This window comes from Thiothrix unzii (genome assembly GCF_017901175.1).
Taxonomy (GTDB): Bacteria; Pseudomonadota; Gammaproteobacteria; order Thiotrichales; family Thiotrichaceae; genus Thiothrix; species Thiothrix unzii.
The window spans coordinates 299388-312415 of the sequence record NZ_CP072793.1 but is presented as its reverse complement, the minus strand read 5'-3'; the positions used below and the strand labels follow the sequence as shown (position 1 = coordinate 312415).

Sequence of the window (13028 nt, the reverse complement as noted above, 5' to 3'; positions counted from 1 at the left end):
AGACACACCCAAAAAAGAACAAACCAGACTGAAGAAAAAATTACCGTGACTTGGATTAAAACTCAGTTTCGAGCTTCAACCAAGTGGTTCGACCCGCTTCGTTGACACGGACAGGAACGTTAACAGTCGAATTGATTGTATCGGCACGACTAACATGTTCTGCGTAAGTTTTATCAAACACGTTATCAACGCCAAACCGTACCTTAGTGTTTTTGCTGATACTGTAACGACCATACGCATCTAACACGCCATAACCGGGTGTTTTACCTGCATCTAAACCACTTAACGTATCAATACGATCTTGGTTAGAAGCGAAGCGCACTCGCGCACCACTACCCCATTTCGCACCATTGTAATCAAGTTGAACTTTGCCATTGTCCGCAGGTGTCTGGGAAATAGCACGATTATCAGTGGTGTTGGTGCGACGTACATGCGCAATATCGCCTGACAGCGTGACTTTATCCGTCAGCTTGGCACTCGCACCTAGTTCAATACCGGTAATATCAGCATCAACGTTGCGATAGATAGTTGCTCCGTCAGCGGTTTTGATGCCAGCTTGTCCAGCCGCCTTATCACGAAGAATGAAATCGTCTACCTTGTCAGCAAACAGGCTTCCCGTCCAACGAACTTTACCGCGCTGCTGGCTAATTCCAAGATCAAGTTGATGGTGTTTTTCAGGCTTGATATTAGGATTGCCAACCCATGTCCCATTGTTCAAGTAACGCTCAGTTTCATCCGCAGTCCTTACAGTACGGCTAAGACCAGTAAACACTTGGGTATTTTCATTAAGCGCATGTTCGTAACGTAACAATGCACCAACATTATTTTCTGTTTTACCCTGCGTATCCTGCGCCGTTACGCCACTGTAATATTTTTGATACTTGGTGTTAGCTGTATTTGCAGCAAAATTTTGTCCGGCCTTGCTGGCACTCGCTTCAACACGATCAACCCGTGCCCCATACTTCAATTTCCCCTGATCTGACAACTTAGTTTCCGCTTCTACGAACAAGCCAGTTTGATCGGTTTTTGCATCCGGCCACAACAAGTACATATCCATACCCGTACCGCCCTTCATTGAGGCATTGCGGGTACGATTTTGCACATTCACACCGTAAGTCACGTCGGTATTACCAACATGAGATTTTAACGCTAATTTCCCACCCACAGTGTCAGATGTTGTAGGCACAGAACGACGGTCAGCAATAGGACGCTCCGGCATACGAACACTGAAGTTATCCATAACGTGTTCAACTTCACTGAGATAAACTTCAGCATCGACACTTTCGACTTTGCCGTTAAATTTGTCTTTGTATTTCAGGCGATGAATATCAGCCTTTTCAACAGGGCTATCCATCCCCGCACCCGGATACCATGCATCATCGAAATCATTGTTTTCATAGCTATATTCGATAGTACGATCAGCCGTTGGGGTAGCACCCAACACAATTCCACCTTGTTTGTGCTTATAAGCACTTTTCACTTCTTTACCATCACCATCTTCATAGTGACCTGCTTCGCGATCCTGCGCGAAAACACGCACGTAACCTTTTTCACTGGCTTTGGTTACGTCAACGGATAAATCATGCTTGATGCCATTGGTTGAGCCTGTCAGGGAAGCTTTACCGCTTAAACCATCTTCGGGGTCAATTTGTGAGCGTGTGTCACGTTCAAACAAGACCGTACCACCACTGCCACCTGAGCCGTGTTGCAGCGTTTGCACCCCTTTTTCAACGGTGACTTTTTCGTAGGTTTCCAGTGCGGCATAGCTAGTAGGTGGATCCATGCGATTAGGGCAACCACCGTGCAGGTACGCTCCATCCAGTAACACATTCACTTGTGTTTGTGATTGCCCACGAATAATCGGCTCAATGCCGCGCCCACCAAAACGGCTACCGGAAACGCCATTGAGTTGCTTGAGGAAATCACCACCATCAGCAGGCAATACCGGGCGACGATCAGTGCCTAATGGCTTGGATTCATTCGGAGTCGCTTTCTTATTGGCCTTGACGTTAACGACCAAGGTGTCGTCCGCCAAAGCCGCGCTGCTCAAAACCAGCATTGAACTCAGCAATACCAGCCGAACTGATAGATGTTGCATGTGAAATTCCTCAATAAAGTGTGATACATCACGCTTATCAAAGCAAAACCCATGCCAAAAAAACAACATGTTGTTTTTACACAACTTTATAGGTGCGAACTAATATTAACCCGGTGTAAGTCGTGTGAAAAAACACGGCTAGGTGTGTGAAAACACGCAGTTCAGTCATCACCGAAAATACCGTTACTGGTAATCAAAACCGAATTTACCCACTTTTTTGACAGCTTCCCGACGCAGGCTTCCACTTTGCTGCCATCGGCTAATTGCGCCTCAATGCTATAGCCCCTGCCCGGTTCGTGGTTCAGGGCGATCACCCGTGTTTCGCCGGGGCGTAATTGCGTCAGGAGGATTTTTTCCTGGGCGTAATCACTGCCGTGTTCAATACTTAACAGCGGAATGATGGCGGTGCGTTGATTGCTGATTTCGACAAACAACGGTTGCATGGGGTAATTGAGGCGATACCAGCCGGAAGCGAGCAACGCACCGCCAATAATGCCGACGAACGCAGTTAATATCACGGATTTGTTCCAAAACTGCATAACTCGCTCCTGTTTCACGTCTGGCAAATTTGCATCATCCGCAACTACGCACTGGGCTGCATTGACATCACGCAAGCTACTATCTTTCACCACACTTTTGCGTTTATTACCGAATGCTTATATACTACAAAGCGTCGATTTCGACTCAACGAGACTATAAAAGAGGTATCACCATGACTATTGACCGCGTTGTTCTGGCTTTCGCAGGCGCAATGATCCTGATTTCATTGGTATTAGGTTATTTGGGTTTCACAACAGTAGCGTTTGTACTGTTGGCGTTCATCGGTTTGAACTTGCTGCAATCTGCATTCACAGGTTTTTGCCCACTGGCAATCGTGTTGAAGAAACTGGGTTTCCAAACCGGTTGCGCGTTTAACTAAACGGTTAAGCACGGCAAACGATAGACATACCCTGCCTTGTGCGGGGTTTGTTTTGTGCGTGTCTTTTGGATTGGGGGTGCTTTTCTAAAGAAAGCCCGCTATCGGCAGGCTAAAGGGGGTAATCGAGAATACAGTGGTGGCCCGGGGCGGAATCGAACCACCGACACGAGGATTTTCAATCCTCTGCTCTACCGACTGAGCTACCGGGCCATGTGAGGGCGCAATTAAACAGTTTTTAGGAAAAGTTGTCAAGAAAAAATCGTTTTGTTCGGCACAAATCGACCTTTCGCCCGTGATAAGCTGCACATGCCACGAAAAACCCACTACAATTCTGCCAAACCCACTTCAAGGCATCCGTTCACCCATGCTGAATTCACACGGTCTATTCTTGGCGATACTGTGGCTGCTGGCAGGCGGTGGCATATTCGTGTTTGCCCGTTGGTTAGGCCGTGTTCTGGATAAATTTCCGTTAGAACCTGACACCCGCCGCTTAATAATGATCGGGTTCGTCGGCATTGTATTGTTTGGAACGCTGAATTTTGTGTGGCGCATCAGCCATTACACTCCGCAAGATACCGCAGACAGCGTGATTGACAGCGAAACACCCGCGATAGGTACGGATGATGCGAATGGTCTGATGCAATTGCACTACCCCGATTTGCAGGCACACCGCCAGAATCTGAAAGAACGCCGCGCTGCTTTACTCAACTTTTTCAAAGACATTCAACTCTGGGCGCAGGCATCGCCGCACCACATCACGTTTTTACAAAGCCTGATCAATATTCATTGGAAAAGCCAAGAAGATTTGAAAGAAGCCGATGAAGCCGTCGATTTAAGCGTGCAAGAGCTGTGGATCCATTACAGCACTGGTGAAGGTGATTACGTCATCAGTCGCTTTAAACCCGAAGCAGAAATCTTGGTTGAACGCATTCGCGATGCACAACGTTTTGACAATACCGGGTTTAAAGCCGAACAAACCGAAGTGCAGGACTTGTTGGAACAAACGCAGCGGCAACTGGCTTACACCGACATTCCAGCCGACCCCAAAGACCGCAGAAAGCCGCAAGCCTTCGTCGCCTACACCCCGGAAAACCGCAAAATGCTAGTGGATTGGTTGCAACAACGCCAAGAAACCACTCTGCTGAATGCGCTGTCACAACTAGACGACAATCAACACCAAATCACCACCAAATTACAGCAACTGCAAACATTTATGCAGCAAACAGACAACCGTGCGCTCTACGAAGCCCTGCAAAAAGTCATCGCCTCTTGGCAAGATTTATCACGTTATAACCAATACGCCGATTACCAAATTTTGTTCGCGGCGGAAGTCGGACTATTGCTGGAAAAACTTTCCGTCTACCATCCCAAACACATTAGCCCGAATCCGCGCACCCTCAGCCTGATCCAGCAATTACACGACAGCTTGTTGCAAACCGCCCCTGAGATTGCACGACGTGCGCAAATCCGCCGCGCCGAAGTAGAACGCAGCTATAGCCCCACCTCGTTTATTCCACCACCCGCGAAACGCCGTTAACGCTAAAACCGTAATTGCCGCAGTAAGTGTTGCAACTGCCGATACGCCCCCGCATCAACTTGCGGTGCATAACATAAGGTTTCATAAACGCGGGTAAATTCAGCGATTACTGCCGCTTGTGCCGGGAATGCATTCGCCGCTTGCTGGGCAAAATCCCCCGGTGTTTGCCCTGTAGCACGCACCGTCCCACGCTTTGCCAACGCGCTGCAAAAAAGCCGGTAAAGTTGATGTTCCCGCGCTTCATGCACCTTACGCCGCGCTAACCCCAGTAATAATCCCCAACCCAAAGTAATCGCCAGCATTAAAAATCCAACAAATGCACCCACGCGCCACCAGCTTATTTCACCCAATAGTTGCTGCAATAACGCCAATTGCGTCGCACCGTCATAACCCAACACCCATCGCTGCCAGCCGTATTGCAACGCATCCCACTGCCCGCGCACGCCATTTAGCCAAGTCACGTTACGCAAACTGAAATGCTCGTTTTCCAAAAAGCTGCCTTCTGCTTGCACCGCTGCGGCTAAACCTTGCTCGACACGCTCCGGGGCAATCACTGCCGTCGGGTCAATTTGCACCCAACCCTTGCCTGCTTGCCACACTTCCGTCCATGCATGAGCATCGTATTGATGCACGCTCAAATAGCTGCCTTTAGTATTCCACTCACCGCCTTGATAGCCCACCACCACCCTTGCGGGAATCCCTGCTGCCCGCATTAAAAACACGAAACTGCCCGCGTAATGCGCACAAAATCCGCGTTGTGCATCAAACAAAAACGCATCAATCGTATCTTTTTCCCCCAGCAACGGTGGACGCAAAGTGTAATGAAATTGCTGCTCACGGAAATGCGCCAACACCTTGTCGATATACGCCTGCTCATTCGCGGCGGTGGCACGCCAACGTTGCGCCAATTCACGGCTGCGCGTATCGCCGGAGTCAGGCAATTGCAACGCCAAATCCCGCAACCAAGGTACAAGATTAAGATCACGCGCCGATTGTGGATAACTCACCGCCGATAACAACAATGGAGCTTGCAACGGCTGCGTTGCCATAACCCGATAATCCGCCGCCTGCAATACGTCCGCCCCACCTAAGCTTAACGCCGGAGTCAGGGTAAATAACCACGGCTGCCCAGTTTTTTCGTACACCACGTCATATGCTACGGCTGTGCCTTGTTGCTGCACCTGATCCGAATGCAAGGCAAACTCTTTACGCACCACATCATTGATTTGTAAAGGATCATACGTTTGTGAAAATTGCTTCCAAGCTTGCCCATCAAAATGGTTCAGCACCAAACCACGCCAATACAACTGCTTTTGTTCGGGGCGTTCACCTTTAAACGTGACCCGAAACGCCAACTCCGACGACTGGCTCAACTGCGCAATATCCCCCGGTGTCATCTGATCTGACACTCCGGTTTTGGCTTGATTGGATAAAGTCGGCAATGACCACAACGGAGCTAAACGCGGCGCGAATACAAACAACACCAGCATTAACGGCAAACACAGCAGCAACATTGTTCCCGCCAACCGCAGATTAAAGCGCACCTGCTGCCATGTGGAAAATTCCGCGACGGATTGTTGCGTACCGATCAATGCCCCGGTTAATACCACCAAGGAAAATACCCCGTACCCGCCTGCCAACAGCGTTTGTGCATACAAAAAGTGCAGTGCCACCAAAAAATAACCGCTAAAAATCACCACCAGCGCGTCACGTCGCTGAATCGCTTCCAACGATTTAAACGCAAACCCCAGCAACAACAGAGCCGACATTGCTTCCAACGAAGGAAATTGCAGCCCACTCAACCACAACCCGCCAATGCCAGTCGCTGCCAATACCGCCTTAACCCAGGTTTGCGGCTGACTCGCGCCACCGGCTAATACCCACAACCGCCAGCCAGCGGCAAACAACACCACCGGAATCAACCACAACGGCAAATGCAGCGCGAACGGCAACATCACCACCACCGACGCAGCCAATAACCACAACATCCCCACGTAAGTGACCGGCTGTTTAGGCATCTTCCACTCCAAATAATGCCAACGCCCGTAAACAACGCGCCTGATGTGCCTCACCCTGCCCCGGCTCGACCGTTACCCCCGGCAATTTCAGTCCGTAATGGCGTTGCGCCTGATTAAATTCCAACACCTGACTGCACAAGTGCGATAAACGCACTTCCACCCCCGGCATCGGCAAGCTGTCCCAGTCCAGCCACAAGGCGTGACTGGCGTAATCCACAAAGGTTTTGGTATAAAGCTTGCCCGTTTGCGCGTATTTTCCCCAGTGCAAGTGTTTGGGTGCGTCGCCCACCTGATACGCACGTACCCCGCCAAAATCGCTGCTGCCACCCGCGATTTCACGCCCGTCTTGACTGGTTTGCGCGGTCAAATCATGTTCGGGAAAAGAACGCGCCAGCGGTTGCGGATACACCAATCCTTGCACCGGCAATGCCACATAAGCCCATGCCAACGCCAAACCGGTGGGGTAAGCACTGGCAATGCGGACACGCGGCGGCTGAAACCACCCACGTCGCGTCGTCGAATGCGACAATTTCACCCGCACCGTGTTGTGTGTCGCTAAATTAACTTGCACGCTATCTTCGTCAGGCCAAGACAATTGCAACGCAAATTTACGCTGGCGTGGGGCGCAACTTAACTCGATTTCCACCACTGCTTTATCACCGACAAAACACGGTTCCACTCCGACCGCTTGCACTTGCAAGCCCGCAACATTGCGCCATGTGTAAAACACATTGATCAACAATAACGCCAACAGCCAAAAACACACCGCGTACACCAAGGCATTTTGGAAATTGACCGCCAGCAAAAACAACAAACCAATCAATAACAACAAACCTAACGTCGGCTTACTGGGCAAGATAAAAACTGTTTTGCGCCCCAGCTCAACCATTACCAATCACATCCACACTGTTGAGGATATGCCGTGCTAATTGTTCGCCATGCGTTTCGGTACGTCCGATTAAACGGTGCCCTGCCACCGCCACAAAAACCGCTTGCACATCTTCCGGCAACACATGCCCACGCCCTTGCAATAATGCCCAAGCTTGCGCACTTTTCACCAAGGCTTGTGCTCCGCGTGGCGATAAACCTAACTGGCACACTTCGCGTTGACGGGTTTGTGCAATCAAACGTTGCAGATAATCGAGCAGGGTATCGGTCATTTTGACTTGTGGAATCAGGCTTTGCAGGGCTTTGAGGCGTTGCGCATTCAATACGGGTTGCAGATTCGCTAGTAAATTGCGCCCGCTGCGGCCTTTGAGCAATTCGCGCTCCACCACTGGATCGGGATAACCCAAGGAGATGCGCAATAAAAACCGATCCAGTTGCGATTCGGGCAGAGGAAACGTTCCCGCCTGTGTGCTGGGATTTTGGGTGGCAATCACGAAAAACGGGGTGGGCAAACGATGACTCGTGCCATCAACGCTGACTTGTTGTTCTTCCATCGCTTCCAGCAACGCACTTTGCGCTTTGGGGCTGGCACGATTGAGTTCATCCGCCAGAAAAATCTGGCTAAACACCGCGCCGGGATGAAACCGAAATTGCCCGCTGTGTGCCTCAAACACCGTCGCACCAATCACATCGGCTGGCAATAAGTCGCTGGTAAATTGCACCCGTTTATAGTCCAGACCACACACCGTAGCGAGTGCGTGCGCGAGGGTGGTTTTTCCCATACCTGGCAAATCTTCGAGCAATAAATGACCATTCGCCAACAAGCAGGTCAGCGCGAGACGCACTTGTTGCTCTTTACCAAGAATGACTTTATTTAACTGCGCCAAGGTGGCGTGAATCAGTTGCGGAGCCGCAGCCGTCATGTGAAGTTTCCGTTGTTGTTATGATGTATTAACTGGAACTCTACACGATAGGCTGAAGCTTGCCTATGTTGAAACGATTGCTGGCGGCTTAAATATCTGCCAAGGTGCGTAAATATTGAAACAATTCGCGACTGCTTTTGGGTGGCTTGCTGGCGGCTTGTTCCTTACGGGCATTACGAATCAGGGTGCGGATGTGCTGCATATCCAGTTCGGGGTAAGTTTTCATCAAATCCCCCAAGGCATTGTCATCCACCAATAAACGCTCACGCCACCGCTCCAGTTGATGAAACCGAGCATTATCCGCACGATTACGCCCGTCCCAATCATCTAACTGCGCCTGAATCGGCTCTAACTCAATGGTACGCATGATTTTGCCGATGTACTGCTTTTGACGACGTATCGCGCCGTTGCTATCCAAACGTTTCGCCAAAATTACCGCGTCATACAGCTTTTCAGGCAAATCTAACTGCTCAAGCTGCTCTTGGCGCAATGTGATCAGCCGTTCGCCCACCACCTGCGCGGCTTCCGCTTCACGTTTGACTTGGCTTCTGCTGATGAAATCATCGTCTTCATCATCGTATTCATTCCACACAAGACTATCCTTACCGTAACTGCAAGGGTGCATTCTAAAACAAAAAGGTGCTTGAAGGATAACGCTTCCCCGCATTCACGCCTAGCTAAAGTCCGCTATAATGCCCCTATCACCCACAGCAGGCGCGGCACATGAAAAAATTACCCATCGGCATCAGCACTCTCGAAAGAATCATCTCAGGTAATTGCGTGTATGTGGATAAAACTGCTCACATTAAAACATTGCTTGATAAGGGTTCGTATTACTTCCTCTCACGCCCGCGCCGTTTCGGGAAATCCTTGTTGGTAGACACTTTGCATCAATTATTTGCGGGTAATGAACCGCTGTTTCGTGACTTGCACATCCACCCGCATTGGGATTGGGCGGTGCAATACCCGGTGATTAACATCAGTTTTGGTTCGGGGCAATTAGCCAACCGGGCAGAGCTGGATGAAAAAATCGGGGAATTGCTGCGCATTAACCAGAAGCGGCTGGGCATTAGCTGTGAAGAAAAAAGCCTGTCGGGTTGCTTCGCTGAACTCATCCGCACCGCTAAAGCCAAGTACGGGTGCAACGTGGTGGTGCTGGTGGATGAATACGACAAACCAATCCTCGACAATATCACCGATAGCACCGTAGCGGCTGAGATGCGCAATGGCTTGCGCAATCTGTATTCAGTGATCAAGGACAACGATGCCCATATCCGCTTTGCCTTCCTCACGGGGGTGAGCAAATTTTCTAAAGTGTCGCTGTTCAGCGGCCTGAATAATTTGGAAGATATTACCCTCGACCCGCGTTACAGTGCCTTGTGTGGTTACACCCAAACGGAACTGGAGCAGCATTTCAGCGAACATCTGCAAGGTGCGGACATGGCCTTGGTGCAACGCTGGTACAACGGCTACAACTGGCTAGGGGAAAGCGTTTATAACCCGTTTGATGTGCTGCTGTTTATTTCCAAAGGTAAGGAATTCCTGCCTTATTGGTTTGAAACCGCCACGCCGTCATTCTTGGTAGATATTTTGCGCAAACGCCAGTTCCATTTGCCTGATCTCGAAGCAGTGCGTATGGATTACAAAGCCTTGGGCGATTTCGATGTAGATCGGATTCACGTGGAAACGCTGTTGTTCCAAACAGGCTATTTGACCATCAAAAAAGAACACTTACCGTTTGCAGGTGTCTTACCAGAATACACCTTAAGCTACCCGAATAACGAAGTGCGCTATAGCCTAAAATGCCTATTAGAACAGTACAATACTGCTTCCCTATAAGAACCCCATCTCCAGATAGGACATTAAGTCTATTCCCCATAGCAAAAAGGCTGCACTAGGCAGCCTTTCTGTTTTTTGCGGACTCGTCGAAACTCAGTGACCGCGTGCCTTACCGATCCGGTGCAGCATTTCGATCTGCGCCTTGGCGGCTTCCAGCTCGGATTGGATCGCCTCATAATCGAGGTCTTCCGGGTCTTTGCCTTGCAGCGCGTCGGTAGCTTGCTTCATCGCTTCGCGGGCGGCTGCCTCATCGAGGTCTTCCGCACGCATCCCGGTGTCAGCCAATACTGTCACCACATGTGGTTGAACTTCCAGTACACCGCCAGAGACGAACAGCGATGCCATCGCGCCTTCGGTAGTTCTGTACTGCAATTCTCCTGCACGCAGCTTGGAAATCAACTGTGAGTGACGCGGCATAATGCCTAAGTCACCCATTGCACCCGGTGCAATCACTTCTTCGACCGTGCCGGAGAACAGTGCTTGTTCTGCCGTCACTACGTCCAAATGAAATGTCATCGCCATGATGCCCCCTTAGAGCTTCGTAGCTTTTTCAACAACTTCGTCGATACCGCCGACCATGTAGAACGCTTGTTCTGGCAAGTGGTCATATTCACCGTTGAGGATCGCCTTGAAGCTGCTCAACGTGTCTTTCAAGGTAACGTATTTACCCGGTGAACCCGTGAACACTTCCGCTACGAAGAACGGCTGGGACAGGAAGCGTTGGATACGACGCGCACGACCGACGACTTGTTTGTCTTCGTCAGAAAGTTCGTCCATACCCAGGATCGCGATGATGTCCTTGAGTTCTTTATAACGTTGCAGGATGCCTTGAACGCCACGCGCAATGCTGTAGTGTTCTTGACCAACAACCAACGGGTCAAGCTGACGCGAGGTGGAGTCAAGTGGATCTACCGCAGGGTAAATACCCAGTTCCGCGATGTTACGTGACAATACCAGTGTCGCATCCAAGTGGGCGAAGGTAGTTGCTGGGGATGGGTCAGTCAAGTCATCCGCAGGTACGTAAACGGCCTGGAATGAAGTGATGGAGCCTGTCTTGGTGGAAGTGATACGCTCTTGCAGTGCGCCCATTTCTTCCGCCAGTGTTGGCTGATAACCTACCGCAGATGGCATACGACCCAACAGTGCCGATACTTCCGTACCCGCCAGTGTGTAACGGTAGATGTTGTCAACGAACATCAGAACGTCACGGCCTTCGTCACGGAAGTATTCCGCCATGGTCAGACCAGTCAACGCTACGCGCAAACGGTTGCCGGGTGGTTCGTTCATCTGACCGTAAACCAGAGCTACCTTGTCGATAACGCCGCCTTCTGTCATTTCGTGGTAGAAGTCGTTCCCTTCACGAGTACGTTCACCAACACCCGCAAACACGGACAAACCGCTGTGTTGCTTAGCGATGTTATTGATCAGCTCCATCAGTGTTACGGTTTTACCTACACCCGCACCACCGAACAGACCGATTTTACCACCCTTGGCGATAGGCATGATCAGGTCGATAACCTTGATGCCTGTTTCCAGAATGTCGATACCGGATGACAATTCATCATACGCAGGTGGCGCACGGTGGATTGGCATTTTCTTGTCGTGAACGATGTCGCCAGCGTTATCAATCGCTTCACCCAGAACGTTCATTACACGTCCCAAAGTGCCTGCCCCAACCGGAACAGAGATGGGTGCGCCAGTATTGGTTGCACTCATACCGCGTTTCACGCCGTCAGACGTACCCATCGCGATAGCACGCACAATGCCGTCACCCAACTGCTGCTGGACTTCCAAGGTCAAGCCTTGGTCGCCTACGATCAACGCATCGTAGACCGCTGGCACAGCATTGCGTGGAAATTCCACGTCAATGACCGCGCCGATTACTTGAACGATATTTCCAGTGCTCATGTGCCTGGTACCTCACTAAATTGTAAAATCCATAACAGCGTTAGACCGCCGAAGCACCCGCAACAATCTCGGAAATTTCCTGAGTGATTGCCGCCTGACGCGCCTTGTTGTAGATCAGCTTTAAATCATCAATCATCGTGCCCGCGTTGTCGGAGGCACTTTTCATGGCCACCATCCGCGCTGCCATTTCACAAGCCACGTTTTCAACCGCGCCTTGGTAAATGATTGATTCAATGTAACGCTGCATCAACGCATCAATGACTTCTTTCGACTCTGGTTCGTAGAGATAGTCCCAATGGTGCTTGATTGAATCCGTTGCCGAAGCCACCACCGGGATGAGCTGAGTCACCTGCGGTTTTTGCGTCATGCTGTTAACGAATTCATTCTCGACCAAGAAAAGGCGATCAATCCGGCCTTCCTCGTAAGCATCCAACATCACCTTGATTGTGCCGATCATGTCCGCCACTTTTGGGGCATCGCCCATGTGGGTTTTCTGAGCAACAATCCCATAGCGACGGAACGCAGCAGAGGCTTTAGCACCGAAAACACAAATGTCGACTTCGACATCCTGCTGTTTCCACTCAGCAATACTGCGCAACGCCTGCTTGAACAAGTTGACGTTTAAACCACCACACAGCCCCCGGTCAGAGGAGATGATGATATAGCCAACCCGTTTCACGGTTTCGCGTGTTTGGGTATAAGGGTGTTTATACTCAAGATGACCTGCTGCCAAGTGACCAACCACTTGACGCATTTTTTCAGCATAAGGACGGCTGGCTTTCATCCGGTCTTGCGCACGGCGCATTTTGGATGCAGCAACCATCTCCATTGCCTTAGTGATCTTCTTGGTATTGCCGATACTCTTGATCTGGCTTAGTATTTCTTTACCACCTGCCAT

General features: G+C 50.3%; 12 protein-coding genes and 1 tRNA gene. 3 read left to right on the top strand and 10 right to left on the bottom strand.

Features of this window, described 5'->3' with window-relative positions; translation table 11 throughout:
- Nucleotides 1-55 precede the first annotated feature (55 nt).
- Both J9260_RS01815 and J9260_RS01810 read right to left on the bottom strand, forming a co-directional pair.
- On the bottom strand, nucleotides 56-2098 hold the full coding sequence (locus J9260_RS01815) for a TonB-dependent copper receptor (protein ID WP_210219359.1): 2043 nt from the start codon (nucleotides 2096-2098) through the stop codon (nucleotides 56-58).
- A 161-nt stretch (nucleotides 2099-2259) separates the two neighbouring features.
- Nucleotides 2260-2637, bottom strand: coding sequence for a hypothetical protein (locus tag J9260_RS01810; RefSeq protein ID WP_210219358.1), 378 nt, complete (start codon nucleotides 2635-2637; stop codon nucleotides 2260-2262).
- A gap of 173 nt (nucleotides 2638-2810) precedes the next feature.
- Between J9260_RS01810 and J9260_RS01805 the strand changes: the two genes are divergently transcribed.
- Complete coding sequence (locus J9260_RS01805; protein ID WP_210219357.1) at nucleotides 2811-3017, top strand: YgaP family membrane protein; 207 nt, start codon at nucleotides 2811-2813, stop codon at nucleotides 3015-3017.
- Between the two features lie 134 nt (nucleotides 3018-3151).
- Here J9260_RS01805 and J9260_RS01800 read toward each other — a convergent pair.
- Nucleotides 3152-3227: transfer RNA gene (locus tag J9260_RS01800), tRNA-Phe, on the bottom strand.
- 154 nt (nucleotides 3228-3381) lie between these two features.
- On the opposite strand from J9260_RS01800, the gene J9260_RS01795 reads away from it, so the two are divergent.
- The gene (locus tag J9260_RS01795) at nucleotides 3382-4554 is read left to right on the top strand and encodes a hypothetical protein (protein ID WP_210219356.1); all 1173 of its coding nucleotides are present in this window, start codon (nucleotides 3382-3384) and stop codon (nucleotides 4552-4554) included.
- A gap of 2 nt (nucleotides 4555-4556) precedes the next feature.
- Here J9260_RS01795 and J9260_RS01790 read toward each other — a convergent pair whose 3' ends face one another.
- From J9260_RS01790 to yjgA, 4 genes are all read right to left on the bottom strand, one after another.
- Nucleotides 4557-6572, bottom strand: a complete 2016-nt coding sequence (locus J9260_RS01790) for a transglutaminase TgpA family protein (RefSeq protein WP_210219355.1) — start codon at nucleotides 6570-6572, stop codon at nucleotides 4557-4559.
- A complete protein-coding gene (locus J9260_RS01785; RefSeq protein ID WP_210219354.1) occupies nucleotides 6565-7461 on the bottom strand; it encodes a DUF58 domain-containing protein in 897 nt (298 codons plus the stop codon). The genes J9260_RS01790 and J9260_RS01785 overlap by 8 nt, the downstream gene beginning before the upstream one ends.
- A complete protein-coding gene (locus tag J9260_RS01780; protein WP_210219353.1) occupies nucleotides 7454-8383 on the bottom strand; it encodes an AAA family ATPase in 930 nt (309 codons plus the stop codon). Before J9260_RS01780 ends, J9260_RS01785 begins: the two co-directional genes overlap by 8 nt.
- Nucleotides 8384-8471: 88 nt before the next feature.
- Nucleotides 8472-8975: a ribosome biogenesis factor YjgA gene (gene yjgA, locus J9260_RS01775; RefSeq protein WP_246499582.1), complete on the bottom strand. Its 504-nt coding sequence runs from the start codon at nucleotides 8973-8975 to the stop codon at nucleotides 8472-8474.
- A gap of 131 nt (nucleotides 8976-9106) precedes the next feature.
- Here yjgA and J9260_RS01770 point away from each other — a divergent pair, with 131 nt between their 5' ends.
- The gene (locus tag J9260_RS01770; protein ID WP_210219351.1) at nucleotides 9107-10222 is read left to right on the top strand and encodes an ATP-binding protein; all 1116 of its coding nucleotides are present in this window, start codon (nucleotides 9107-9109) and stop codon (nucleotides 10220-10222) included.
- A 93-nt stretch (nucleotides 10223-10315) separates the two neighbouring features.
- On the opposite strand, the gene J9260_RS01765 is transcribed toward J9260_RS01770, so the two are convergent.
- Genes J9260_RS01765 through atpG form a run of 3 tightly spaced genes read right to left on the bottom strand, consistent with a single transcriptional unit; the run spans nucleotide 10316 to nucleotide 13028 of the window.
- Nucleotides 10316-10744 carry a F0F1 ATP synthase subunit epsilon gene (locus tag J9260_RS01765; RefSeq protein WP_210219350.1) on the bottom strand — a complete coding sequence of 143 codons (429 nt, stop codon included), beginning with the start codon at nucleotides 10742-10744 and terminating at the stop codon, nucleotides 10316-10318.
- A gap of 9 nt (nucleotides 10745-10753) precedes the next feature.
- Nucleotides 10754-12130: a F0F1 ATP synthase subunit beta gene (gene atpD, locus J9260_RS01760; RefSeq protein ID WP_210219349.1), complete on the bottom strand. Its 1377-nt coding sequence runs from the start codon at nucleotides 12128-12130 to the stop codon at nucleotides 10754-10756.
- A gap of 40 nt (nucleotides 12131-12170) precedes the next feature.
- A complete protein-coding gene (gene atpG, locus J9260_RS01755) occupies nucleotides 12171-13028 on the bottom strand; it encodes a F0F1 ATP synthase subunit gamma (protein WP_210219348.1) in 858 nt (285 codons plus the stop codon).